This window comes from Haloarcula sp. MBLA0138 (assembly GCF_055632455.1).
The window spans coordinates 1,270,070-1,294,889 of the sequence record NZ_CM145746.1 but is presented as its reverse complement, the minus strand read 5'-3'; the positions used below and the strand labels follow the sequence as shown (position 1 = coordinate 1,294,889).

24 protein-coding genes and 1 pseudogene are annotated in these 24,820 nt (G+C 68.9%); 17 read left to right on the top strand and 8 right to left on the bottom strand.

Annotated elements, in window-relative coordinates; translation table 11 throughout:
- Window positions 1–34 precede the first annotated feature (34 nt).
- From ACV7JO_RS06845 to ACV7JO_RS06835, 3 genes are read left to right on the top strand one after another with little or no spacing between them, the layout of a single operon-like run.
- The gene (locus ACV7JO_RS06845) at window positions 35–658 is read left to right on the top strand and encodes a beta-class carbonic anhydrase (RefSeq protein WP_470355593.1); all 624 of its coding nucleotides are present in this window, start codon (window positions 35–37) and stop codon (window positions 656–658) included.
- A 53-nt stretch (window positions 659–711) separates the two neighbouring features.
- On the top strand, window positions 712–1,173 hold the full coding sequence (locus ACV7JO_RS06840; RefSeq protein WP_470355592.1) for a PH domain-containing protein: 462 nt from the start codon (window positions 712–714) through the stop codon (window positions 1,171–1,173).
- Entirely contained in the window at window positions 1,170–2,783 is a 1,614-nt protein-coding gene (locus ACV7JO_RS06835; RefSeq protein ID WP_470355591.1) for a PH domain-containing protein, read from the top strand. The genes ACV7JO_RS06840 and ACV7JO_RS06835 overlap by 4 nt, the downstream gene beginning before the upstream one ends.
- 185 nt (window positions 2,784–2,968) lie before the next feature.
- On the opposite strand, the gene ACV7JO_RS06830 is transcribed toward ACV7JO_RS06835, so the two are convergent.
- Window positions 2,969–5,716 carry an AAA domain-containing protein gene (locus ACV7JO_RS06830; protein WP_470355590.1) on the bottom strand — a complete coding sequence of 916 codons (2,748 nt, stop codon included), beginning with the start codon at window positions 5,714–5,716 and terminating at the stop codon, window positions 2,969–2,971.
- 66 nt (window positions 5,717–5,782) lie between these two features.
- Window positions 5,783–6,184, bottom strand: a complete 402-nt coding sequence (locus ACV7JO_RS06825) for a DUF2237 family protein (RefSeq protein WP_470355589.1) — start codon at window positions 6,182–6,184, stop codon at window positions 5,783–5,785.
- Window positions 6,185–6,285: 101 nt separating this feature from the next.
- Between ACV7JO_RS06825 and ACV7JO_RS06820 the strand changes: the two genes are divergently transcribed.
- Window positions 6,286–6,831, top strand: a complete 546-nt coding sequence (locus tag ACV7JO_RS06820; protein WP_470355588.1) for a hypothetical protein — start codon at window positions 6,286–6,288, stop codon at window positions 6,829–6,831.
- A gap of 22 nt (window positions 6,832–6,853) precedes the next feature.
- A complete protein-coding gene (locus tag ACV7JO_RS06815; RefSeq protein WP_470355587.1) occupies window positions 6,854–7,201 on the top strand; it encodes a hypothetical protein in 348 nt (115 codons plus the stop codon).
- Here ACV7JO_RS06815 and ACV7JO_RS06810 read toward each other — a convergent pair whose 3' ends face one another.
- Both ACV7JO_RS06810 and ACV7JO_RS06805 read right to left on the bottom strand, forming a co-directional pair.
- The gene (locus ACV7JO_RS06810; protein WP_470355586.1) at window positions 7,202–8,152 is read right to left on the bottom strand and encodes a zinc-dependent metalloprotease; all 951 of its coding nucleotides are present in this window, start codon (window positions 8,150–8,152) and stop codon (window positions 7,202–7,204) included.
- Window positions 8,153–8,289: 137 nt separating this feature from the next.
- Window positions 8,290–8,529 carry a hypothetical protein gene (locus ACV7JO_RS06805; protein ID WP_470355585.1) on the bottom strand — a complete coding sequence of 80 codons (240 nt, stop codon included), beginning with the start codon at window positions 8,527–8,529 and terminating at the stop codon, window positions 8,290–8,292.
- Between the two features lie 96 nt (window positions 8,530–8,625).
- Between ACV7JO_RS06805 and ACV7JO_RS06800 the strand changes: the two genes are divergently transcribed.
- The 4 genes from ACV7JO_RS06800 to purF are packed head-to-tail and all read left to right on the top strand — an operon-like array spanning window position 8,626 to window position 11,541.
- Complete coding sequence (locus ACV7JO_RS06800; protein WP_470355584.1) at window positions 8,626–9,684, top strand: M20/M25/M40 family metallo-hydrolase; 1,059 nt, start codon at window positions 8,626–8,628, stop codon at window positions 9,682–9,684.
- A gap of 52 nt (window positions 9,685–9,736) precedes the next feature.
- Window positions 9,737–9,919, top strand: a complete 183-nt coding sequence (locus tag ACV7JO_RS06795; protein ID WP_470355583.1) for an LSM domain-containing protein — start codon at window positions 9,737–9,739, stop codon at window positions 9,917–9,919.
- A complete protein-coding gene (locus ACV7JO_RS06790) occupies window positions 9,916–10,089 on the top strand; it encodes a 50S ribosomal protein L37e (protein ID WP_004517916.1) in 174 nt (57 codons plus the stop codon). The genes ACV7JO_RS06795 and ACV7JO_RS06790 overlap by 4 nt, the downstream gene beginning before the upstream one ends.
- A gap of 9 nt (window positions 10,090–10,098) precedes the next feature.
- Window positions 10,099–11,541, top strand: coding sequence for an amidophosphoribosyltransferase (purF, locus tag ACV7JO_RS06785; RefSeq protein WP_470355582.1), 1,443 nt, complete (start codon window positions 10,099–10,101; stop codon window positions 11,539–11,541).
- Window positions 11,542–11,592: 51 nt separating this feature from the next.
- Here purF and ACV7JO_RS06780 read toward each other — a convergent pair whose 3' ends face one another.
- Together ACV7JO_RS06780 and ACV7JO_RS06775 are read right to left on the bottom strand one after the other, a co-directional pair.
- Window positions 11,593–12,150: a DUF420 domain-containing protein gene (locus ACV7JO_RS06780; RefSeq protein WP_470355581.1), complete on the bottom strand. Its 558-nt coding sequence runs from the start codon at window positions 12,148–12,150 to the stop codon at window positions 11,593–11,595.
- Between the two features lie 39 nt (window positions 12,151–12,189).
- Window positions 12,190–12,741, bottom strand: a complete 552-nt coding sequence (locus ACV7JO_RS06775) for a type IV pilin domain-containing protein (RefSeq protein ID WP_470355580.1) — start codon at window positions 12,739–12,741, stop codon at window positions 12,190–12,192.
- Window positions 12,742–12,840: 99 nt separating this feature from the next.
- Here ACV7JO_RS06775 and ACV7JO_RS06770 point away from each other — a divergent pair, with 99 nt between their 5' ends.
- The 4 genes and pseudogenes from ACV7JO_RS06770 to ACV7JO_RS06755 all read left to right on the top strand — a co-directional run bounded on the left by ACV7JO_RS06770 (window position 12,841) and on the right by ACV7JO_RS06755 (window position 17,859).
- On the top strand, window positions 12,841–13,809 hold the full coding sequence (locus tag ACV7JO_RS06770) for a sugar phosphate isomerase/epimerase family protein (protein ID WP_470355579.1): 969 nt from the start codon (window positions 12,841–12,843) through the stop codon (window positions 13,807–13,809).
- 117 nt (window positions 13,810–13,926) lie between these two features.
- Entirely contained in the window at window positions 13,927–15,033 is a 1,107-nt protein-coding gene (locus ACV7JO_RS06765) for a Gfo/Idh/MocA family protein (RefSeq protein ID WP_470355578.1), read from the top strand.
- The gene (locus ACV7JO_RS06760) at window positions 15,030–16,118 is read left to right on the top strand and encodes a M24 family metallopeptidase (protein WP_470355577.1); all 1,089 of its coding nucleotides are present in this window, start codon (window positions 15,030–15,032) and stop codon (window positions 16,116–16,118) included. The genes ACV7JO_RS06765 and ACV7JO_RS06760 overlap by 4 nt, the downstream gene beginning before the upstream one ends.
- Before the next feature lie 68 nt (window positions 16,119–16,186).
- Window positions 16,187–17,859: pseudogene (locus ACV7JO_RS06755) on the top strand (glycoside hydrolase family 13 protein).
- A 24-nt stretch (window positions 17,860–17,883) separates the two neighbouring features.
- Here ACV7JO_RS06755 and gfcR read toward each other — a convergent pair.
- Window positions 17,884–18,525: a transcriptional regulator GfcR gene (gene gfcR, locus ACV7JO_RS06750; RefSeq protein ID WP_470355576.1), complete on the bottom strand. Its 642-nt coding sequence runs from the start codon at window positions 18,523–18,525 to the stop codon at window positions 17,884–17,886.
- A 294-nt stretch (window positions 18,526–18,819) separates the two neighbouring features.
- A complete protein-coding gene (locus ACV7JO_RS06745) occupies window positions 18,820–19,623 on the bottom strand; it encodes a DUF8054 domain-containing protein (protein WP_470355575.1) in 804 nt (267 codons plus the stop codon).
- A 281-nt stretch (window positions 19,624–19,904) separates the two neighbouring features.
- Between ACV7JO_RS06745 and ACV7JO_RS06740 the strand changes: the two genes are divergently transcribed.
- From ACV7JO_RS06740 to ACV7JO_RS06725, 4 genes are all read left to right on the top strand, one after another.
- Window positions 19,905–20,984 carry a TrmB family transcriptional regulator gene (locus tag ACV7JO_RS06740; RefSeq protein WP_470355574.1) on the top strand — a complete coding sequence of 360 codons (1,080 nt, stop codon included), beginning with the start codon at window positions 19,905–19,907 and terminating at the stop codon, window positions 20,982–20,984.
- 231 nt (window positions 20,985–21,215) lie between these two features.
- A complete protein-coding gene (locus ACV7JO_RS06735; RefSeq protein WP_470355573.1) occupies window positions 21,216–22,754 on the top strand; it encodes a substrate-binding domain-containing protein in 1,539 nt (512 codons plus the stop codon).
- 76 nt (window positions 22,755–22,830) lie between these two features.
- Window positions 22,831–23,820: a carbohydrate ABC transporter permease gene (locus ACV7JO_RS06730; protein ID WP_470355572.1), complete on the top strand. Its 990-nt coding sequence runs from the start codon at window positions 22,831–22,833 to the stop codon at window positions 23,818–23,820.
- Between the two features lies 1 nt (window position 23,821).
- A complete protein-coding gene (locus ACV7JO_RS06725) occupies window positions 23,822–24,820 on the top strand; it encodes a carbohydrate ABC transporter permease (protein WP_470355571.1) in 999 nt (332 codons plus the stop codon).

The window sequence follows — 24,820 nt, the reverse complement described above, 5'->3', positions numbered from 1 at the left end:
CCCGCTCTAAACCGTCCGTCCCCTACGAGTGGCGATGGCACACCACACCGGCGACGAAGGCGCGGAACCGACACCCGGTCACGTCCACGAGTCCGTCGACGACGCGGTCGACGCCCGTGACGACTGGGCCCGACGACGGCGGAAGGGCATCCCGACGGACAAGCGCCTGCTGGTCGTGGCCTGCATGGACGAGCGCATCCCCGTCGAGGAGGCGCTCGGGCTCGAACTGGGCGACGCACAGATATACCGCAACGCCGGCGGGAAGGTCACCGACGACGTGATACGGTCGGCCGCGCTGACGACGCAGTTCTTCGACACCGAGGAGATAATCGTCGTCAACCACACCGACTGCGGGATGATGAGCGCGTCCGACGAGGACGTACTCGCGGGCTTCGAGGACGCCGTCGACGGCGACCTCGACGAGGTTCCCCTCGACCCGGCGCTGCCCGGCCTCGACATCGGCGACCACGACGTCGACGAGTGGGTCCGGATGACCGACGACATCGACGAGGCCTGCGCCGCGCAGGTCGAGTACCTCCGCGAACACGCGCTCATCCCCGACGACGTGACGGTCACGGGCTACGTCTACGAGGTCGAGTCCGATCACCTCCGCCGGCCGGGCGAGCGCGTCGCCGCGCAGGTCAACGAGCGCGTCTGAGTCCGAGACGCCGCGAGCCGAACGTTAATCCACGGGCGGCCCCACGGACCGGTATGGAGGCGTTGCACCCGCGCGTGCGGTGGCTCTGGGTCGCCGGCCGCGTCGCCGGGGCCACCGCGCTGGCCGCTCTCGTCGCGCTCGTCGACCGGTTCCTCGTCGCCGTCCCGACGGCGGCGCTCGCCGGACTGTGGGTCCTCGCAGTCGGACTCGGCGTCGCCCACGCCGTCGCGGCCCACCGCGTCTGGCGGTTCGAACTGCAGGCCGATGCGCTCTTTCTCGTTCGGGGCGTTCTGACCCGGACGGACACGTCGGTCCCCTACGTCCGCGTCCAACACGTCGACACCACGCGGGGACCGCTGGAGCGGGCCGTCGGCCTCGCCAGCGTCGTCGTCTACACCGCCGGCTCCCGTGGTGCCGACATCACGATTCCGGGGCTGCGCCCCGAGCGCGCGACGGCGCTGCGCGAGCGACTGCGCGACCTCGCCATCGAGAGCGAGACGACCGACGCGGTATGAAACGGCTCCACCCCTACAGCGCCGCGCTGAGCGTCGCACAGGCAGCTATTCAGGGTGCCGTCTTCGGCTTCTTCGTCGGGACGGCCGTCGCCGGCGCGCTGGGGCTGTCGTTCCTCTCGGCCCCCCTGCTGGCCGTCGGCGGTGCGCTCGCGCTCGCCGGCTACGCGACCGCCCGCTACCTCCGCTTTGGCTACGCCGTCGAGGGTGACACGCTGGCCGTCGAGTCGGGCGTCTTCGCCCGCCAGTCCCGCGAAATCCCGCTCGGGCGCGTCCAGAACGTCGACGTTCGGCAGGGCGTTGTCAACCGACTGCTCGGGCTGGCCGTCGTCGGCTTCGAGACGGCCGGCGGCAGCCAGACCGAGGCGACGCTGGACGCGGTCTCGACCGACGAGGCCGACCGACTCCGCCGCGCAGTCCGACAGTACGATGACGGGGCGGAAACGGACGACGCGGACGCCGACCCCGCGCCCGAAGCCGACGACGCGGTCGGCCGGGCCGGGGCGGCGGAGCCGGCGGACACGGAACTGTTCGCGTTCTCGCCCCGGGACCTGCTGACCTACGCCGTGGTCTCGGTCAGGCCCGCCGCGCCGGTGCTGGCGCTGTTCGGCCTGCCGCTGGGCGGGGACGTGGTGTTCTCTGCGCTCCGGGTGAACGCGGCCCTGGTCGGCGTCAGTGGGCCGCTGTCGCCCGCCCTCGTCGCCGAGGCCACCGCGGGCCAGTTGCTCGCGTTCGGGCTGTTGACCGTCGCCGAGTTCCTGCTGGCCGCGCTGGCGGTCAGTGTCGCCCTGACCGTCGTCGAGTACCACGGCTTCCGGCTCACCCGTTCGGGCGACGACCTGCAGTACGAGCGCGGCCTCTTGCGGCGCTACAGCGGGACGATTCCCCTCTCGAAGGTCCAGACGGTGACGGTGCGCGAGAACGTCCTGATGCGACGGTTCGGCTACGCGACGCTGGTCGTCGAGACGGCGGGCTACGCCGGCGGCTCCCAGCAGTCCCAGCAGGGCGTCGCCGTCCCGATGGCGCGCCGGGAGGCGGTCTACGACCTCGCGCGGGACCTCGAACCGTTCGAAGACGCCGAGTTCGAGCGCCCGCCGACGCGTGCCCGGCGGCGCTACGCCGCGCGGTTCGGGGTCGTCGCGACGCTGGCCGTCGCCGCCGCCTACGCCCTCGATGCGCTGGTCCTCGACAGCGGCGTCTGGTGGGTTTCGCTCGCTCTCCTTCCGCTGGTACCGGTCGCGGCCCACCTTCGCTGGCGACACCGGGGCTACCACTGCGACGACGACGCGGTCGTGGCCCGGACCGGGTTCTGGCGGCGGACGACCCGCGTCGTCCCCTACTACCGCATCCAGACGGTCTTCGTCCGCCGGACGCCGTTCCAGCGGCGGCGCTCGCTGGCGACGCTCACGGTCGACACTGCGAGTACCGGCGGTCTGCTGAGCGGCGACGCCAGAATCTACGACCTCGACGATGAGACGGCAACGGCGCTTCGAGCGTCCGTCCGGGAGCGGTTGGCCGCCGACCTCGCGCGGCGGCGACCGGACACCGCGGGGCGTCGCTCGCGCGACGGCGGCCGGGACCCCGGTGGCGACGGGGCCGTCGACGGCAGGTAGGCGAGCGCCGGGCTCACGTCGCTATCAACGAGTACGCTTCGTCCCACAGCTACGACAGCGGTAGACGGTCCCGCTCGAAAGCTCGTGTTCGGCGGCCATGGGGAACCCACAGTCAGGGCAGTCCTTCATCCTCGATTCGATGCTCACGGCCCGCCTATTTAATCAGACACGCTAACCACGTAGGGTCACCCGTCGGCCCACTCGACCATCCGGCCGTAGCGGTCGTCTGTCGACAGCGCGGCCGCGTCGCCGACCAGCACGAGCGCCTTCTTCGCCCGCGTCAGCGCGACGTTGATGCGCCGGTAGTCCTCGAAGATGGGGCCGTCGAGGCTCCCCGTGGCGACGAACGAGACGACGATGACCGCCTTGCTCGACCCCTGAAACCGGTCGACGGTGTCGACGGCCACGTCCGGGAGCCGGCGGTTCAGCTCCGCCACCTGCGCCCGGAACGGGGCGATGACGCCGATGTCCGCGGCGGCCACGCCGGCCGCCCGGTAGGCCGCGACCACGTCCGCCACCGCGTCGGCCTCCTCGGGGTTCGTGTTGCCGGTGCGGCTCCCGTCGGGGTCGACGAAGGAGACGCGGTCCCGGAGATGGGCGGGCAGTCCATCCAGCGTGACGCCCTCGATGTCGTCGACCCGCTGGGCGGCCACGTCGCCCGTCGCCGGCCGGAGTTGGCCGTCGTAGAACTCTCTGGAGGCGAACGCTTGGATGTGCTGGGCCATCCGGTACTGGCGGTCCAGCATAACGCCGGCCTCGGGGTTGTCGTCGATGAGCCGCTCGAACAGCGAGCGCGACAGCGTCTCGTCCTCGGACTGGACCACGGGCGGGAGCTGTTGGTGGTCGCCGACGAGGACGAACCGGTCGGCGAGCGTCGTCGCCGCCAGCGTCCCGGGCTCGGTCAGTTGGCCGGCCTCGTCGACGACGGCCGCGTCGAACGACTGGCTCTGGAGCGCGGTCCCGCCACAGGTGGCCGTCGTCGCCGCGACGACCTGTGCCGACTGCAGCGTCGTCGCGCACTCCCCGGGGTCGCCCGACTGGTCGAGGCGGTACTCCCGCATGTCCTCGCGGACGCCGCTCTCGGTGCCGACGCGCACGATATCCGTGAACCCCTGCTCCTCCAGCGCCTCGATGGCGTTGTCGACGGCGCGGTTCGTGAACGCCGACAGCAACACCCGGTCGCCCCGCTCGACGAGCGCCCGCACCGTCCGGGCCAGCGTGTAGGTCTTGCCCGTCCCGGGCGGGCCGTGGACCAGCGCGAAGTCCTCGGCCGCGACGGCCCTGCGGACCGCCTCGTCCTGCGCGTCGTTGTTGTCGATGAACGTCCCCGCGACCTCGGCGAACGACGGGTCGCGCCGCCCGAACAGCACGTCTTTGCGCTCGGGGGGCTGGGTCAACAGCGCGTCGTGGAGCGCGTTCAGCAGGCGGTCGGTGGTCAGCTCCGAGGGGTAAACGTCGAGGCGGTGCAGGTCGAGGGGCTCGTCGGCGGTGACGACTAGCTCCTCGCCCGCACCGTCGTCGGTGTCGATGCGCTCGACGCGGGCCAGTTCCGCGTCGCCGGTCACGGGGTCGCCGTCGCTGGCGAGCACGAGGTCGCCCTCGCGTATCTTCGAGACCGCGCCGGTGCCGCGGGCGCGGAGCTCCCAGCGGCCGCCGTCGAGTTCGCGCCGGCCCGCCGGGTCGAGGTCGACCAGCGCCCGGTCGTCGTCGGCCCGCTCGGCGGCGCTCTGTTCCCACAGTTTGGCGTACTCGCGGTGGACGGCCCGGCGCTCGGCCTCGATAGCGCCGTAGAACCGTTCGAAGTACTCGCGCTCCTCCTCGGGGACGGCGACGCCGACCTGTCCGGCCTTCGACTCCTGGTCGAGCCGGCCCGAAACGGCCATGCAGGTGTCCTGCTCGAAGCAGTACTCGCATTTCGCGTTGGCCTCGTAGCCCGTCGGCACGTCGGCGTCGTGTTCCATCGCCGCGATGGCGTTGCGGGTGCGGACGACGTAATTCAGCAGGCCCGGGCCGATGGAGAACTCCTTGGCCGGCGAGAGGTCGCCACTCTCCTCTGCGCGGTCGACGGCCGCGTTCTTCGTGTACAGCAGCGTCCCCGTGTCCGGCGCGGCCTCGACGGCCGTCTCCCCGCCCGCGCCGTCGGCCATCACGTCGGCGGCCATCGTCGTCGCCGCGGCCCGCTCGCCAAGCACCAAGGCGTACGCGGCTGCCTGAATCTTGTCCTGAAACCGGGGTTCGCGCTTGGTGTTTTTCCCCGTCTTGAGTTCGACCGGCATCCCCCGCCGGACAGCGTCGGCCCGCCCCTTGATGCCGAACCGCTCGGAGATGAGCGTCATCTCGGAGCGCCACTCGTCGTCCTCGGTGAGCGTCCCCTGATTCAGCCACCCCTCGATGGCGCTGGCGTGGGCCCGCACGTCGCCGGCCACTTCCTCGGCCTCGCGCCCGAGCAGGCCGATGTCAAGGCCCGCCGCCTCGACCTGCGCCGCGATGGACGCCTCCAAGTCGCGGCCCCGCAGCAGGTCGCCGAACACCTCGTGGACGACGGTCCCTTTCACCAGCGGGTAGGCGAGGTCGGCCCCGTCGAGCTTCCGGAGGTAGTACATCCGGGGGCACTGCACCCACGCGCGGATGTCGGTCACGTCGACGAGGAAGTCGGGCTCGACGACCACGGTGGCGTCGCCGCCGACGGAGTACTGGGTCTCGCCCTGATACCGCTTCTCCTCGGGGTTGTACACCGCCAGTTCCATCCCCGCTTCGAGGACGGCGGCCGTCTCGGTCCACTTCCCCCACAGCGTGACGGTGGTCGGCTCGCCCGCGCCCCGCTCGGGCCGGAGCGTCACCTCACAGAGCTCGCTCTCACCGTACTGGGTGTTCACCGTCTTCGGGTCGGCGACGGCCGTGACGACCCCGCGGAGGCTGTCGGTCCCGCTCACGTCGTGGTCCTCCGTTGCACGCTATCGCCCACGCGTTCGACCCTCAAAAGTCGTTCGCGGCGCGACTCACTCGCCGGCGTCCGCGCCCCCGGTCGGCGCGTTCTCGCCGGCCGCGTGCTCCCGGAGCGTCGCCAGCGGCACGTCGGCCAGCACGTCCTCGCTCGTCGCTTCGAGGACCACCGGCGGCGCGTGGCCGGCCGCTCGGGCCTCCCGCCAGCGCGGGACACAGACACACCAGCGGTCGCCCGGTTCCAGCCCGGGGAAGTCCAACTCGGGCCGTGGCGTCACGAGGTCGTTGCCCTGTGCCTTGCTGTACCGGAGGAAGTCGTCGGTCAGCACCGCACATATCTCGTGGCGGCCGGGGTCGCGCCGGAGCGGATAGCAGTAGCCGTCCCGCATGAACCCCGTCGTCGGGTCCGTCGAACAGACCGCGAGGTCGCCCCCGAGAACGTTGGTCTCGCTCTCCATACCCCCGCAAGCGGCCGCCGCCCCAAAGGGGTTCGGCTGTCGCCAGCGCGTGTCACAGACCGATGGGTTCATTCTGGACCGGCCGCAACTCTCGGGTAGCTATGCGCGTTCGTGACTGGCAGGACATCTTCGAGGACGTGCTGGAGAGCCAGAGCGACCCCGGCGGCTGGCGGGCCGTCGGCGGCGACCGCGCGAACGGTATCGGCGAGGACCTCTACGTCGGCCACCCGCGAGCGGGCGTCTACCAGCTCAAGACCTACGCGAAGAACCCCTTCGAGGTGCAGGGCGTCGGCGCGCAGGTCGCCCGTAGCATCGACGACGACATCGACCCGCTGTTCCCCGAGGAGGGGTCGGGCATCTTCGGCGTCCAAGAGGGCGTCGAGGACGAGGACGAGGCCGAGGAGAAACTCCGGAACCTGGAGACGGTCGTCGACACCCACGCCGACGCCCCGACGACGCCCCGTGCCATGCTGGAGGACGTCATGGACGCGCTGGACTCCCCGGCCTACGGCCCGATGGAGTTCGACCAGTACGACCGGCCCGAGGAGATGGCCGAACTGACTGACACCTTCGAGGAGGCCGAGGAACTGCTCGACGCGGAGTTCGAGGACGTGGTCGACGAGGACGTCGACCGGGGGTTCTACTGATGGCCGGGCGTGGTGAGCGCTGATGGTCGGCCCCTCGACGACCGACGCCGAGCGGAAACGCTTCCTCAAGCGTCTCAAAGCGGGGTTCGCGCTGCTGGTCGGCGTCTCGATGGGGCTGGTGACGCTGTACGGCGGCGCGCCGGCCCCCGTCGTCGCGGCCGTCGGGGCCGGCGGCACGCTCGTCGGCGCGGGGCTGGCGTGGTACACCGTCCCCGACAGTATCGCGGAGACGCCTTACAGCGACGAGACGCCCGACCGTGGGCCGACGCCGGGCGCTCGCCTCAGGGCCGACCGGGACGAGAGCGAGTCCCGGCAGGCCGCCGACGGCGGGAAGGACGCCGGCTCGCGGTCGTCCCGCAGCCGGGAGTAGTCAGGGGTCGATACGGTCGAGCCACAGCGACGGCGTCTCCAGTTCGTCGTCCGTCGGAAGCGTCTCGGGCGACTCCCAGACCGCGCCGGCCGCCTCGACGCCCCGGGCGTCGGCGACCGCGTCGAAGAAGGCCTTGCCCCGCTCGTACTGCTGGCGTTTCATCCCCAGTCCCAGCGCGCGCCGGACGAGTTTCGAAATCGGTCCCCGTCCCTGCCGCCGGGCGTCGACCTTGCGGCGCAGGTCGTCGTACTCGTCGTCGAACGCGCGGTCCATCAGCAGTTCGGCGTACCCCTCGACGGCGGTCATCGTCGTGTCGAGTTCGCCCAGCGACTGGCGGTCGATGTCGCCGTCGCTGAGCTTCCCGATGGCCTCTTCCATCGCCGATTCGAGGTGGTCAGAGAGCCACGGTGCGGCCCCGAACTCGGCGGCGTGGGTCACCTCGTGGAAGGCTATCCACCGCCGGAAGCGGTCGCCCTCGACCGCGAGTTCGTCGGCGACGCGGCGGATGTTCGGGCGCACGAAGTACAGCGCGTGCTCGTCGCCGTCGGCCAACAGGACCGGGTCGTACTGTCCGAGGACGTTGTTGGCGAGAAAGGACAGCGCGAACGCCATCGACCCGGTGTTGACGACGCGGGCGACGCCCGGCACGAACTCCGCCTGCTGCTCGATGGGTGCCATCACCCGCTCGAACGTCGCCACGTTGGCGTCTATCCAGTGGTGGCGGTGCTGTATCTCGACCGTCTCGGGCAGGTCGAAGTCGAGCCCCGAGACAGTCCGGACCCGGTCGCGGGCGTCCCGAACGTCGGTCGCGTACCCCTCGCGTTCGCTCGCCGAGACGGTCAGGTCGCCCGGCTCCGTCGCCTCCTTGGCGCTCTCGGCGACGGCGCGCCAGTCTATCGGCCCGTCGCCGGACGCCCCCGCGACGGCCCGGACGCTGTGATAGAGTCCCATACGCGCGGAAGGCGGTCGACCGGGATAGGCTTTCTCCCCCGCGACGGACCTCAGGGGTCGGCACAGTGGCCGGGAGTCGGTCGACAGCGGTGCTGCGGCCGGAGAAGATGGCGGACGACGGGGCCGCGCCGAGCGACCTACTCGTCGGCCAGCGGCTCGCCCGAGCCGTCGAGGAGCTTCTTCGCGGCCACCGCGACGACGGCGAGGGCGACCAGCGCGAGGACGGCCCCGAGCCCCAGCGGCGGGCCACCCGCCGATTCGTCGTCGGTGTCGTCAGTGTTGGCGGCGTCGGTGCTCTCGCTGTCGCCGCCGAACGGTGCTGATGCGGTGAACTCCGCGCCGTCGAGGTGGAGTTCGAGGAGGGTAAACTTCGCCATACCGTGCGTTCTCGGCGACCGGACTTAGCGGTTGTGCCGCCCGGCAGGCGGTGCCCGTTCCACGATGTTCATGACCGCGCGGGCGCAACGGCGGGTATGGACGCCGAACGACGGGAGTTTCTCGAAGCGCTGTTGACCACGCCGTCGCCGTCTGGCTACGAGGCCGACGGCCAGCGCGTGTGGGTCGACTACGTCGCCCAGTTCGCCGACGAGGTCCGGACCGACGACTACGGCAACGCCGTCGCCACCGTCGAGGGCGGCGAGACCAGCGTCGCGCTGGCGGGCCACGGCGACGAGATCGGGTTCATCGTCCGGGACCTGACCGACGACGGCTTCGTCCGCGTCGGCCGCATCGGCGGCTCCGACAAGACCGTCTCGCGCGGGCAACACGTCACTGTCCACACCACGGACGGCCCGGTTTCGGGTGTGGTCGGCCAGACGGCCATCCACCTCCGGGACGGCGACGACGAGTCGGTGCCGGACGTGACCGAGCAACTCGTCGACGTAGGGGCGACCGACGGCGACGAACTCGCCGACCTCGTCGACCGCGGCGACCCCGTCACCGTCGAGCAGACCATCAGCGACCTCGAGAACGGCCGCATCGCGGCGCGGGCGATGGACAACCGCGTCGGCATTTGGGCCGCCGCGGAGGCCCTGCGTCGAGCTGCCGAGCGCGGGACCGCGGCGACCGTCCACGCCGTCTCGACCGTACAGGAGGAGGTCGGGCTACAAGGCGCGAAGATGGTCGGGTTCGACCTCGACCCGGACGCCGCCGTCGCCGCCGACGTGACCCACGCGACCGACACGCCGGAGTCGCCGGGCAAGCGCTCGACCGGGGTCGAACTCGGCGGTGGGCCGGTCGTGGCCCGCGGCAGCGCCAACCACCCGGTCGTCGTCGACGCGCTGCGGGACACCGCCGAGCGCGACGCGGTGGCCGTCCAGCTACAGGCCGCCGGCAGCCGGACCGGCACCGACGCCGACGCCTTCTACACCTCGCGCGGTGGCATCCCGTCGGTCAACGTCGGACTGCCCAACCGCTACATGCACACGCCGGTCGAAGTCGTCGACCCGGATGACCTCGACGCGCTGGCGGACCTGCTGGCCGGCTTCGCCGCCCGGGCCGACGAGTACGCCCCGTTCAGCGTCGCTGTCTGAGGGCGGCCCCGCAAACGGTACGTTTAAGCGGCCGTCACTATCCCAACCGTACATGAGTGGACGACCGCTGGACGTACTCGAAGCGTCGCTGGGCGAGGAAGTCACCGTACAACTCAAAGGCGGCGAGATATTCGAGGGCGAACTCTCCGGGTACGACCAGCACATGAACCTCGTAATTGAGGCCGAAGACACAACGATTATACGCGGCGACAACGTCGTCTCCATTAGTCCATGACTGGCGCAGGAACCCCGAGCCAGGGCAAGAAAAACACCACGACACACACGAAGTGTCGCCGGTGTGGCGAAAAGTCCTATCACACGAAGAAGAAAGTCTGTTCGAGCTGTGGTTTCGGCAAGTCCGCGAAGCGCCGAGACTACGAGTGGCAATCGAAAGCCGGCGAGTAACCCGAGAACATGCACGAGAAGTGCGGCGTTGTCGGTATCTCTCTCGAAGAGCGCGACGCCGCCCGCCCGCTTTACTACTCCCTCTACGCCCTCCAGCACCGCGGCCAAGAGTCGGCCGGTATCGTGACGCACGACGGCTTCCAGCAACACAGCCACGTCGAGATGGGGCTGGTCGGTGACGCCTTCGGCCCCGGCGACCTCGAATCGCTGAACGGTGCCAACGGCATCGGCCACGTTCGCTACCCGACCGCGGGCAGCGTCAACGCCTGCTGTGCACAGCCGTTCTCGGTCTCGTTCAAGTCCGGCTCGCTTGGCCTCTCGCACAACGGTAACCTCGTCAACGCCGACGAGATAGGCGACGAACTGGCCGACCTCGGCCACGCCTTCACCTCCGACGGCGACACCGAGGTCATCGCCCACGACCTCGCCCGGAACCTCCTCGAAGAGGACCTCGTGCGAGCGGTCAAGCGGACGATGAACCGCATCCACGGCTCGTACTCGCTGACCATCATGCACGACGAGACGGTACTGGGGGTGCGGGACCCGCAGGGCAACCGTCCGCTGTGTATCGGCGAACTCGACGACGGCTACGTGCTGGCCTCCGAGTCCGCCGCCATCGACACGCTCGACGGCGAACTCATCCGCGACGTACGGCCGGGCGAACTCGTCGTCCTCTACCCGGACGGCACCGGCTACGACACGTACCAACTCATCGAACAGGAGAACACGGCCCACTGCTTCTTCGAGCACGTCTACTTCGCGCGCCCCGACTCGACCATCGACGAGAGTCTGGTCTACGAGGTACGGCGCGAACTGGGCCGTAAGCTCTGGGAGGAAAACGGCGTCGAGTCCGACGTGGTCCTCCCGGTACCCGACTCTGGGCGCGCGTTTGCCTCGGGCTACGCCGAGGCCGCACAGGAGGACGGCTCGGACATCGAATTCGCGGAGGGGCTGATGAAGAACCGCTACGTCGGCCGGACGTTCATCATGCCGACACAGGACGAGCGCGAGCGGGCCGTCCGCCTGAAGCTCAACCCCATCAAATCCACCATCGAGGGGAAGAAAGTCACCATCATCGACGACTCCATCGTCCGCGGCACCACCTCGACCCAGCTCATCCAACTGCTGAAAGACGCCGGGGCCGAGGAAGTCAACGTCCGCATCGGCGCGCCCCCCATCGTCGCCCCGTGTTACATGGGTATCGACATGGCCTCGCGGGACGAACTCATCGCGGGCGACCAGTCCGTCGCGGAGATACGCGACGATATCGAGGCCGACTCGCTGGCCTACCTCTCCATCGACGCCATCGCCGACACGCTCGACGAGAGCCGGACGGACCTCTGTCTGGGCTGTGTCACCGGCGAGTATCCCTACGACATCGAGGGCGAGGCGACCGACCGCGACGTGGTCCGCCCCGACATCCCCGGGAGCGCGACGCCGGCCGACGACTGACCGGTCGCTCGCGGCCCCTTCTCCTCTTGTCCGTCCCGACTCCGCCCGTTCTCACCAGACGACGTACAGCATGAGGTAGACGGCGATACCCAGCGTGAACGAGACGAGCCAGAACCCGGCGGCCAGTTTGCCGGCCCGGGGGTGGTTGGTCCGGGGGAGTTCCGCCCGCGTGTGCGTGGCCGCCAGCAGGAGTACGTAGTACACGAGCGGGACCGCGAGGATGGCGAGCAGGATGTGGACCGCGAGCAGCGGGAGGTAGACGTACGTCTCGACGACGGCGGGGCCGGCGAAGTCCGTCGGTCCCTCGAGGACGATGCGGTAGAGATACAGGACGAGGAAGGCGACGAACAGCCCGAAGGTGGCGAGCATCCACCGCCGGTGGGCGTCGACCTGACCCGCACGGACGGCACCGAGTCCCCGCAACAGCGTCCCGATGGCGAGCGCGCTGATGGCGGCGTTGAGATGCGGGATGGCAGCGACGACTCCTCGCGGTGCGGTCGGGAGCGCGCTCCGTGGAATCGCCCCCAGCACGGCACCGAACACCAGCGCGAGCGACACGGCCGTCAGCAGCCCCGTCAGGGCGGGGACCCGGACCCGAGAGTCGACCATGACCGGGCTACGCCCGCGCCGAAGAAGTGGGTTGTGACATCAACACCAGTCCGGGACGCCGTCGCCGTCCGAATCCGAGGGCGACCCCGCCGGCAGTCGCGGGTCGCGGGCGGCCGTCCACTCGTTTATCATCAGCGTCTCGCCGTCGTCGTCTTCGAGGATAATCCAGTACGTGTCGCCCGCCTCGCAGATGGGGTCCAAGACGCTGTCGCTGGCGAACCCGTCGAGGTGGACGTACTCGCCGGCGTGGACCTCCGGGCCGCCGGTCCAGACGTCGTGCCACGTTATCGTGTTGCCTGACTCGTCTTTGATAATCACGTTGTCGGCGTCGATGGTCCGTCCGACCTCGTGGGTGACGACGACGTAGGGCCGGTCGGCCGTGTTGTCCGCGCCCGAGGCGACGAACTCCTGTTCGAACCCGCCGCTCGGTGCCGGCGACTGAAGCTCGTCGTCGAAACCGAGGGCGAGCGCGGCGACGGTGGCCGCCAGCAGCACGCAGATGGCTGTCAACAGGACGGCTCCGATGACGGGCGAGACGCCGCGGTCGGAGCCGAGCGCCGGGGCCGGGACGGGCATGAGTTGGTCTATCACTGTCCCGCGACCGCTTCAATCGCGGCGACCTGTTTCAGGTTCTGAGAAAGCACCCCGTCGCGCCAAGGATTTATATGGGTCATTTTCGCAGTGTCACGTATGCAAGTCGGTGTCCTCACCGTCCCGCTGGGCGACCAGCCGCTGGAAGACGCACTTGCGTACCTCGACGGAATCGGCGTCGAGGCGGTCGAACTGGGGTGTGGCGGCTTCCCGGGGGACGACCACCTCCCGCGCGAGACGTACCTCGACGACGAGCGCGCGCAGGCCGACCTCCGGGACCTGCTGGCCGAGCACGGGATGGACGTGAGCGCGCTGGCGACCCACAACAATCCGCTCCACCCCGACGACGAGCGGGCCGCCCGCGCCGACACCGAACTGCGAGAGGCCGTCAGGCTCGCCGCCCAACTGGACGTGAACACGGTGACGTGTTTCTCCGGTCTGCCCGCCGGCGGCCCGAACGACGAGGTGCCCAACTGGATAACCGCGCCGTGGCCCACCGAGCACGCCGACGCCCACGAGTATCAGTGGGGCGTCGCCGAGGAGTACTGGACCGACCTCGCCGACCACGCGGCCGCCCACGGGGTCGACGTGGCGATAGAGATGCACCCGAACATGCTGGTCTACGAGCCCCGGGGGATGCTCGAACTGCGTGAGCGGACCAACGAGCGTATCGGCGCGAACTTCGACCCCTCGCACCTCTACTGGCAGGGCATCGACGTGCCCGAGGCCATCCGCCTGCTGGGGGACCGCGACGCCATCCACCACTTCCACGCCAAGGACACGAAGGTCTACGACTCCGAGGCCCGCGAGAAGGGCGTGCTCGATACCACGGCGTACACCGACGAGCCGAACCGCTCGTGGCTCTTCCGTTCCATCGGCTACGGCCACGACGAGAGCCACTGGAAGGACGTGGTCTCGACGCTGCGGATGGTCGGCTACGACGGCACGCTCTCCATCGAACACGAGGACTCGCTGACCTCGGCCCGGGAGGGCTTGGAGAAGGCCGTCGACGTGCTCTCCCGTGCGGTGTTCGAGACCAGCCCGGGCGACGCCTACTGGGCGGAGTAGCGACGTGATCGAGCCACTGTGGCGCGACGAGACGACCGAGACACCACCGACAGTCCGGCAGCGGAGCTCAACGGATGACTGAGACACCACTGGCAGTTCGACCGCGGACTGATACAGATGACTGACACACCACTCGACATCGGCGTACTGGGGTACCGTTTCATGGGCAAGGCGCACGCGAACGCCTTCGACAGGCTGGGGATGTTCTTCCCCGACGCACCGGCGGTCAACAAGGACGTGGTCGTCGGCCGCGACGAGGCGGCGCTGGCGGAGGCCGCCGACCGACTCGGCTTCGACCGCACCGCGACCGACTGGGCGGCCGTCGTCGACGACGTGGACGTGTTCTACAACCTCGGGCCGAACCACGTCCACGCCGACCCCTCGGTCGCGGCGCTGGAGGCGGGGACGCCGACGTTCTGCGAGAAGCCGCTTGCACCGACGACCGACGGGGCCGAGCGGATGGCCGCCGCGGCGGCCGACGCCGACGTGCCGGCGGGCGTCGCGTTCAACTACCGGTTCGTCCCGGCCATCCAGTACGCGAAGGAACTGCTGGACGCGGGCGAACTCGGCGAGCTACGCCACTTCCGGGGCCGGTACCTACAGGACTGGCTGGTCGACCCCGAGGCCCCGTGGTCGTGGCGCAACGACGCCGAGATGGCGGGGTCGGGCGCGCTGGGCGACTTGGGCGCTCACACCGTCGACCTCGCGCGGTTCCTCGTCGGCGACGTCGCCGAGGTCAGCGGCCACCTGCGGACCTTCACCGACGAGCGCCCCGTCGAGGGAAGCGATGAGCGACGCCCCGTGACGGTCGACGACGCCTACTCGGCGCAGGTCGCCTTCGAGAACGGCGTGATGGGGACGCTCGAAGCGTCGCGGAACGCGACGGGCCACAAGAACGACCACACCATCGAAATCGAGGGGACGGACGGCGGGCTCAGGTTCTCCTTGGAGCGGCTGAACGAACTGGAGGTCATGCGCGGGGACGGCCGGGGATACGAGACGGTGTTGGTCACCGACGAGTCGGACCCCTACGTCGACCACTGGTGGCCGCCGGGCCACGTCCTCGGCTGGGAGCACACCTTCGTCCACGAGAACTACGAGTTCCTCTCGGCGGTCGCCGAGCGCGGCGACTACGAACCGAGTTTCGCCGACGGGCTGGCCGTCCAGCGGGTACTCGACGCCGTCCAGCGCAGTGACGAGCGCGGGGCGTGGGTGGCCGTATGACGGGCGACGCGCTCTTCGCCCGGTTGGACGCCTACCTCGACAGCGAGGGCCTCGAAGCGGTCTGGTTCGCCACGCCCAACGGCTTCGCGTGGCTCACCGGCGGCGACAACGTCGTCGCCCACGAGGGCGCGACGGGGGCGGCCGCGGCGGGCTACGACGGCGAGTCGGTGACCGTCGTCACCGACAACATCGAAGCGCCGCGGCTGCAGGCCGAGGAACTGGCCGTCGACGCGACCGTCGAGACGTTCCAGTGGTACGAGCGGGACCTGAGCGAGGCTGTCGCCGCGGTCAGCCCCGAACCCGCGGCGGCCGACTTCGACGTGCCGGGGTTCGACGCCGTCGACGGCACGTGGCTCCGCCAGCCCCTGACCGACGCGCAGGTCCGGGCGTACCGCGAGCAGGGTGCGACCGTCGCGGCGGCCGTCGAACGGGTCGCTCGGGACCTCTCGCCCGGCGACACCGAACGGGAGGTGGCGGGTCGGCTCCGGAGTGCGCTCAACGCCGCGGGGTTCGCGGTCCCGGTGTCGCTGGTCGGCGGCGGGGAGCGAGCGTCGACCTACCGCCACTACACGCCGAAAGGCGACCCCCTCGGGGAGTACGCACTGCTGTCGGTCACCGCCCAACGGGACGGGCTTCACACTAGCTGTACCCGCACCGTCGCCTTCGACCCGCCGGCGTGGCTCCGCGAGCGGACCCGGGCGGCCATGCGCGTCGAGGCCACGGCGCTGGCGGCGACGCGGGCTGTCGGCCGCGAGGACGGGCGCGCCGCGGCGGTGTTCGAGGCGATACGGGACGCCTACGCGGCCGTCGGCTGGGAGGGCGAGTGGCGCAACCACCATCAGGGCGGCGCGGCCGGGTTCGCCGGCCGGGAGTGGTTCGGGACGCCCGACAGCGACGCCGCGGTGGCGCTCCCGCAGGGGTACGCGTGGAACCCCACCGTCGCGGGGGCGAAAAGCGAGGACACCGCCGTGGTGACCGCGGACGGCGTCGACGTGCTCTCGGCGACCGGCGAGTGGCCCACCGAGACGGTCGAGGCGGTCGGGTACGACTTCGAACTGGCCCGCCACGCCGTCCTCTCGAGGTAGGCCTCACTAACAACACCTGTTGTACATTCGATGCGTAGATTTATGTAACGGTTCGGCTAACCGTTGGTATGGACGACGAACGAGCGTGGTGGAAAGAGGCCGTCGTCTACCAGATATACCCCGGAGCTTCGCCGACAGCGACGGCGACGGCGTCGGCGACATCCCGGGCATCGTCGACCGTCTCGACTACGTCGCCGACTTGGGCGTCGACGTCATCTGGCTGAACCCCGTCTACGAGTCCCCGCAGCAGGACAACGGCTACGACATCAGCGACTATCGCGCCATCCACGAGGAGTTCGGCACGATGGCCGACTGGGAGCGACTGCTCGAAGCGGTCCACGAGCGGGACATGCGCCTCGTGATGGACCTCGTCGTCAACCACACGTCGACCCACCACGAGTGGTTCCGCGCGTCCCGGGAACGGGACCCCGAGTACGAGGACTACTACGTCTGGCGGCCCGCGGACGGCGAGGGCCCGCCGAACAACTGGGAGTCGTTTTTCGGCGGGTCGGCGTGGCAGTTCGACGAGGAGCGCGGCGAGTACTACCTCCACCTCTACGACGAGAGCCAGCCAGACCTCGACTGGGAGAACGAAGCCGTCCGGCGGGACGTCTTCGACACCATCGAGTGGTGGCTGGAGAAGGGCATCGACGGCTTCCGGATGGACGTCATCAACCTCCTCTCGAAGGCCGAGGGGCTGCCCGACGGCGACCCCGACGGCGAGTGGGTCGGCTCCGAACACTTCGTCGACGGGCCGGAGATGGGTACGTACCTCACCGAGATGGACGAGCAAGTGCTGTCGAACTACGACGCGATGACCGTCGGCGAGATGCCCCAACTGACCGTCGAGCGGGCCGGCGACTACGTCTCGGCCGACGGTCCGCTGGATATGGCCTTTCACTTCCAGCACACGAAACTGGACTACGACGACGGCGAGCGGTGGGCCATCGGCGACTGGTCGCTCCCGGAGCTTCGGGCGATAACGAACCGCTGGCAAACGGAGTTGGACGGGTGGAACGCGCTGTACTGGGAGAACCACGACCAGCCCCGGGTCGTCTCCCGCTACGGCGACCCCGAACAGTACCGCCGCGAGTCGGCGAAGCTACTGGGGACGTTCGTCCTGACCCTCCGGGGGACGCCCTACATCTATCAGGGACAGGAACTCGGGATGACGAACGCGCCGTGGCCCTCGCTCGACGACCTGCGGGACGTGGACGCCATCAACCACGCGCGGGAGCTGATGGCCGAAGCCGGTACCGACGACTACGACGCCGTCCGCGAGGTGGTCGAGTACCGCTCGCGGGACAACGCCCGGACGCCGATGCAGTGGGACGACGGCGACAACGCCGGCTTCACCGACGGCGAGCCGTGGATTCGGGTCAACCCCAACTACACCGAGATCAACGTCGAACGCGAGGAGGCCGACCCCGACTCGGTGCTGCACTACTACCGACGGCTCATCGACCTGCGGGACAGTCGGGACGCGCTCGTCTACGGCGCGTTCGAGGACGTGCTCCCCGAACACGACGAGGTGTACGCCTACACCCGCACGTTAGACGGCGCGGACGGGACCGACCGACTACTGGTCGTCCTGAACTTCTTCGGCGACGAACCGACGGTGGACCTGCCCGTCGAGTACGAAGCGGCCTCGCTCCTGTTGTCGAACTACGACCGCGACGACGCCGACCCGGCGACCGTCTCCCTGTCCCCCTACGAGGCGCGGGTCTACGAACTGGACTGATGCGAGCGACGGGTCCGAGCCGGCCTACTCGTCGTCCTCGTCGCGCCCGACGCGGATGACCTGCAACAGCGAGTAGACCGGCACGCCGGCGATGTCCTCGACGCCGCGCTTGTCGGCCAGCACGACGCAGGCGACGGGGTTCCCGCCCTGCTCGCGGATGGCGTTGATGGTCTCGGACATCGTGTTGCCGCTGGTGATGGTGTCGTCGACGACGTAGCAGTCGCGGTTGCGAATCTGGGCGAAGTTCCGCGAGAACGAGCCGTCCACCGCCTCCGTGTCGTCGTCGTCCCACTGGTGTTTCGTCGGGGCGTACGTCCCGAGGTCCGTGTCGAGTTCCCGGGCGACAGTGGTCGCTATCGGCGCGCCGGCCTTCTCGATGCCGATGGTGAGGTCGACTTCCTCGCCCTGCTTCGAGAGCAGGTCCGCCATCGCACAGCCGAGGTGGTGCAGGCGGGCGCTGTCCCGGCCGACTGCGGACCAGTCGACGTGGATGTCGAAGGGGCCGCTGGCGGTCGGCTGGGTCGGCGTCGCACCGGCACCGCTTCGCTCGACAAGCCAGCTAGCCGTCTCCCGCGAGACGTTGAGTTCGTCGGCTATCTCGCCCTTCGAGAGCCCCCGTTCCGCGAGGTCGGCGGCGCTCTCGACGAGGTCGTCGATGTTCTTCATACCTCTCCGTCCGAGCGGGAGGGTTTAATAGGATGTGCTATCGGCCGGACGCGCCCCGAAATTGTTTTACAACACCAGTTGTTATCAATTCGTGGCCGGTCGTACTCTCGCCGTTCGTGGCCGAACGGCCGAGACGGGCTCTCGAACGGCGACGTGCCACCCCACTGCCATCGCCACGCACCGCCCGCACGCGACCGGCCGACGCGGCTGGTTCCCCAGCCAGCCCGCATGGTTGTCACCAGCGCGGTCCGGCGGGCCCCACCCCCGCCGACGTGCTCCGTTTTCGCGCGGCGACTACGACGGGAACGTGTACAGTCGCTGTTCGCAGTCCGGACAGACGAGCGTCTCGGCCGGCGTACTCCGTGGGTTGGTGTGGCCGCCACAGCAGGCCACGTCCGAGGACTCGGCGAGGGCGCTTCCGCAGGCGGGGCACGCTTCGAGGAACATCCGGAACGACTCCGCCGCGGCCAGCCGGAGCCGTCGGTCGTCGACGCGGCCGTCGAGCGTCCGGTAGGCGGCCAGTTCGGCGACGGCGACCGGTCGGCCGACGAGTTCGCCGGCTCCGGGACCGACGACGACGAACTCGCGGCCGTCGACGGTCAGCCCTTCGGTGCGCTCGACGCCCGGGAGCGTCCGCCGGAGCGCCGCCGCCAGCGCGTCGGGCGAGCGGTCGGCGAGCCGTTCCATCTCCGCACGCCACTCGCTCTCCACGTCGTCGGCGAGAAACAGCGTCTCGCCGTCGGCCTCGACGACGCCGGCGGTCACCAGTTCTTCCAGCACCCGCTGCCCGTCGAGGTCCACGTCGCTGGCCAGCGAGACCGCCTCTTCGTCGTCGACGGCCCCGTGGAACCACTCGTCGGGCAGCGGCGACGCCGCGACTAGCCGAGGCGCGAACGTGGGCGTCCCCGGCAGGACGTACCCTCGAAGGTAGATGGCGGCCGTCCCCAACAGCGCGACTGCAACGCCAAACCGGCGGTGGCTCCGTCGGTCGAGCGCCAGCGCCACCAGCGCGACGAACGCGGCGTTGACGAGCGTACACGGTCGACATCGGTTCTCGCCGGTGTAGGACGGGTCGCGGAGCGAGTCGAGGTCGGTCATCCGGTACCCGTTCGACCGCCGCCGACAAAGCCCGTTCGCTCGGCGCGGCGGCGTGGTACACCTTGACAAACTTTTTAACAACACGTGTTGTTACGCAACGGTATGTCGAACGCTCCGACGCCGCACGGTCCGCTTCGGGTGCGAACAGCGGGCCTGTCACCTGTGGCCCGCCGGCGGTTCCGCCCGCCGGGTCGGACTCGTATCGAACGACCGAAGTATCCGCACTCGCCTGTTGTGTCCACGGACAGTGACGTGATGACGTACCAGCAAGACATCCAGCGATGAACGACGACGAACTCGCGACGGTCCTCGAAGACGCCGGCCTCTCGCCGTACCAGTCCGAGGCGTACGTGACGCTGCTGGGCTTGGGGACGGCGTCGGCGACGGACATCGCCGAGTCCAGCGACGTGCCCGACCCGCGTATCTACGACGTACTCAGGGACCTCGAATCGAAGGGGTACATCGAGACGTTCCAGCAGGACAGCCTCACGGCGCGGGCGCGCAACCCCGAGAGCGTGCTGGAAGACCTCCGCTCGCGTTCGACCAAGTTCATCGACGCCGCCGAGAGCATCGAGGAACGGTGGAACCAGCCCGAGATATCCGACCACGAGGTCAGCATCGTCAAACGGTTCGACACGGTGATGGGCCGGGCCAAAGAACTCATCGCCGCGGCGGAGAACCAGATACAGGTCGGTGTCGACGTCGAGCAGTTCTACGAACTCCGGGACGAACTGGCCGCGGCCCACGACCGGGGCGTCAACATCAAACTGAGCGTCTGCACCGACCCCGACGAGGTGCCGCCGACGGCCTCGGACCTCGACGGCGTCTGTATCGAGGCCCGCCACCGCGACATCCCCGCGCCGTTTCTCGTCCTCGTCGACCGCGAGTGGACCTGCTTCGCGCCGCATCGCCACTCCGTCAGCGAGTACGGCGTTCTCGTCAACGACCGCACCCACACCTACGTCTTCCACTGGTTCTTCCTGACTTGCCTCTGGGAGATCTGGAACACGCTACACACCGAACGGACGGCCGAGACGCCGACGACCTACGTCGACCTCCGCCACGCCGTCCGGGACATCGAACCGCTGTTAGAGGAGGGCGCGACCATCCAAGCGACGATACAGGGCTACGAGACGGACACGAAGGCGGCCGTCGAGCTCACCGGCACCGTCGTCGCCGTCGACTACACCGGGAGTGCCATGGGTCGGCGCGACCCCATCCCGCTGGCGCAGTTCGCGGGCCGGGTCAGCGCCACGCTCAAGGCCGACGACGGCCACACCTACGAAATCGGCGGGTGGGGGGCAGTCCTCGAAGAGGTCGAGGCGACCAACATCACTGTCCACACCGTCGACTACGAGTAGCCCGACCCGTCGTCCGTTTCTGAGAAAACAGCCCGACAGTTTACGCGTTCACGGCCGCTCGAACTACAAACAGTCGTTTGGTATTACCAAACGCCTATATACGCCTACTTGGATTCGAGCTACAGCTGTTGGAAGAATAGCACTTCCGTGCCGCCCGGCCACCCAATTAACAACACCTGTGGTTAATCATGGGCAATCTTTAAGTAATATCCGTGTAACCACACGGTAGACATGTCGGACAACGACACGCGAGGCGACAGCGAAAAGACGGGCGTCTCCCGGCGGCGGTTCGTGCAGGCCGCTGGTGCGACAGGTGTGACAGCCGGTATTGCCGGTTGTGCCGACCTCGTCGGCGGCGGCGACGGCGGTGGCGGTGACGGTGGCGACGGCGGTTCCACCGGCGACGGCGGCGGTGGGAGCGGCACGACGACGGTCCGCTGGGGGATGGACCCGACGGCGGTCCAGAACAACGGCGAAGCCATCAAGCAGGCGCTCCACGAACAAGGCGGCCTGAGCGACGATATCCAAGTCGAGTGGGTACCCCGCGCGTCCGACACCGGACAGGCCCGCTCGAACTACAACCGACTACTGAGCGCCGGGCAGGGCGACCCGGACATGTTCCTGATGGACAACGGCTGGACGAACATCTTCATCCAGCGCGGACAGATTCAGAACCTGACGGAACTGCTGTCCGAGGAGATGCTCTCGGACATCAGCGACAACTACTTCAGCGCCTTCACCGACACCGCCCGAAACCCGAGTTCGGGCAACCTCTACGGGGTGCCGCTGTTCCCGGACTTCCCGACGATGCAGTACCGCAAGGACCTCGTCGAGGCGGCCGGCTACAGCCCTGAATCGAACAACTGGGCGACCGAGCCGATGACGTGGGAGGAGTGGTCCAACGTCGCGGCCGACACCCTCGACAACGCCGACGTGGACTACGGGTTCACGACGCAGTGGGACATCTACGAGGGGACCGCCTGCTGTACGTTCAACGAGGTCATGTCCTCGTGGGGCGGCGCGTACTTCGGCGGCCGGGACAACCTCTTCGGCCCGGTCGGCGAACGGCCCATCACGGTCGATGAACCCGAGACCATCCGCTCGCTCAACATGATGCGGAAGTTCGTCCACGATGAGGACTTCGGCGGCACCTTCGACGGCTACGCCGGCGGGTTCACGCCGACGGACGTCTTAGGGTGGATAGAGGAGCCGTCCCGCGCACCGTTCGCGCAGGGCAACTCGGTGTTCCACCGCAACTGGCCCTACTCGCTGGCCCTGACCGGCCGGAGCCCCGACGAGACCGACGACCCCGTGCTGGGCGAGGACCTCGGCGCGATGCCGATTCCGTACGCCGTCCCGGAGAGCGAGGCCGCACAGCCCGGCACCGGCGGCACCACGTCGGCGCTGGGCGGCTGGCACATGACCGTCAACCCCAACAGCCAGCAGCAGGACGCCGTCGTCGAGGTCATCCGCGCCGCGATGCAGCCCGACTTCGCGCTCCGACTGCTGTCCATTCAGGGGTGGCTCCCGCCGCGGCCGGAGCTGTTCAACTCCAGCGAGGCCCGAAACGTGCCCGTCGTCGGCCGCTACATGGACACGCTGCGTGTGGCCGGTGAGAACACGATGGCCCGGCCCGTCACCGCGGTCTGGAGTCAGGAGTCCAGTTCCATCGCCCAGCAGGCCAACCGCGCCGTCGGGCAGGAGGTCTCTTCGAGCGACGCGATGGCGACGCTCCAGAACAGCCTCTCGGACATCGAGTCCTCGGCCTGAGCCGGGCGGCTAGCTTTACAAACCCTGTCCATCATTATCATACATGGCACACCAGACTCAACGAGGGGCGTAGCCCATGAGTACTGACACGGCAGGCACCGGACGGAAGTCCCGTCGGTCGGGCGTTCTCGTGTCGGTGACGCGCTGGATGGAGAACCTGAGCGACACGGCGTACGCGTACCTCCTGTTGGCGCCGGTGTTTCTCCTGCTGGGCGCGGTCGCCATCTACCCCCTGCTGCGGACGTTCGAGCTATCGCTGTTCGAGCAGACGTTCACGGGGCTGGGCGGATTCGTCGGCTTCGGGAACTACGTCGACCTCTTCACGGGCGAGATGGACCGATATCTCCCCGGACAGCCGACGTTCCTCCCGACGAGTTTCGCGTTCCAGAGCCTCATCACGAGTGCGCTGGTGGTGACCATCATCTTCGCCGTCGTGAGCGTCTTCTTCGAGACGCTCATCGGGCTGGGACAGGCGCTCATCCTCGACCAGGACTTCTACGGGCGGCGGTGGGTGCGTGCGGCCATCATCATCCCGTGGGCCGTCCCCATCGTCATTCAGGGGATGATATTCTATCTGATGTTCCTGCCCGGCGTCGGCTTCGCGACGCCGCCGCTCGCGGACCTCGGGCTGTTGGCCCCGACCAACACGCTCAACGACCCGGCCAGCGCGACGTTCGTCATCATCCTCGCCGACATCTGGAAGACCTCGGCGTTCATGGCGCTGCTCATCCTCGCCGGACTCCAGAGCATCGACCGGAACCTCTACGACGTGGCCCGCGTCGCGGGCGCGTCGAAGTGGCAGCAGTTCCGGATGATAACGTTCCCGCTCATCCTGCCGACCATCGGCGTCGCGGTGCTGTTCCGGTCGGTGCAGGCGATGCGGGTCTACGGTATCATCGACACCGTCTCCAGTTGTACCGTCGTGCCGTCGCTGTCGTGTATGGTCGTCGAGGCCTTCTTCAACGGCTTCAACGCGGCGGCGTCGACAATCGCCTTCACCACGGCCGTCATCATCGGCCTCGTGGTGATGGTCATCATCGTCTGGCAAGGGGAGGACGCGATATAACATGGCGACACCGACAGAGCAACTCGACGAGGAATCGGGCGGCCCGCTCCAGCGCTGGGTCACCGGCGCGATTCAGAACCCCGAACGGGTGTACCGCGCCCTGTTCTACGCCGCGATGGTGTTTTTCATCGTCACCACGCTGTTTCCCTTCTACTGGCTGCTCGTGTTGGCGGTGACGCCGACCAGCCAGATAACCGCCGGCGGCTTCCTCCCGCAGGTGGACCTCTTCGGAGCGGAGTTCACGTTCCCGCTCCCGGTGCCACAGGGATTCAACGCGGCGTCGTTCATCGGCGTCTTCGAGCAGGTCCCCTTCCACCTGTTCATGCTGAACAGCTTCGCGCTGGCCGTGACGACGACCGTCATCGTCCTCGTGGTAGCGAGCCTCGCCGGCTACGTCTTCGGCCGGCTCGACTTCCCCGGCCGGGCGGTGCTGATGCTCGCTATCCTCGCCATCAGCTACTTCCCGCCGGCCGCCTTCGTCGTCCCGCTGTACGACATCTTCGCCGGCAACGCGGTCACGATTCCGTTCACCGACGTGGCGCTGTTCACGTCGCCGGAGCTGCTGAACACCCCCGGCTCGATGATAATGCCGTTCAGCGCGCTGTTCATGCCGCTGTCCATCTTCATCCTCACGACGTTCTACGGCCAGATTCCGGACGGTTTGGAGGACGCCGCGCGCGTCGAGGGGACGACCCGACTCGGTGCGCTGTTCCGCGTCATCATGCCGCTGTCGGCCCCCGGCGTGGCGACGGCGGCCGTGCTGACGTTCATCTCCGTCTACAACGAGTACTTCTTCAGCTCCATCATGGCGACCTCGCCGGAAGCGCCCAACTGGTCGCCCATCGTCGGCGGTATCCTCAGCTACCAGACGCAGTACACGACGCAGTTCAACCTGATGGCGGCCGCGAGCATCGTCGGGGTCCTCCCCGTCGTCATTCTCGTCATCGTCGCACAGGAGCGCATCGTCAGCGGGCTGACCTCTGGCGCACTCAAGGAGTAA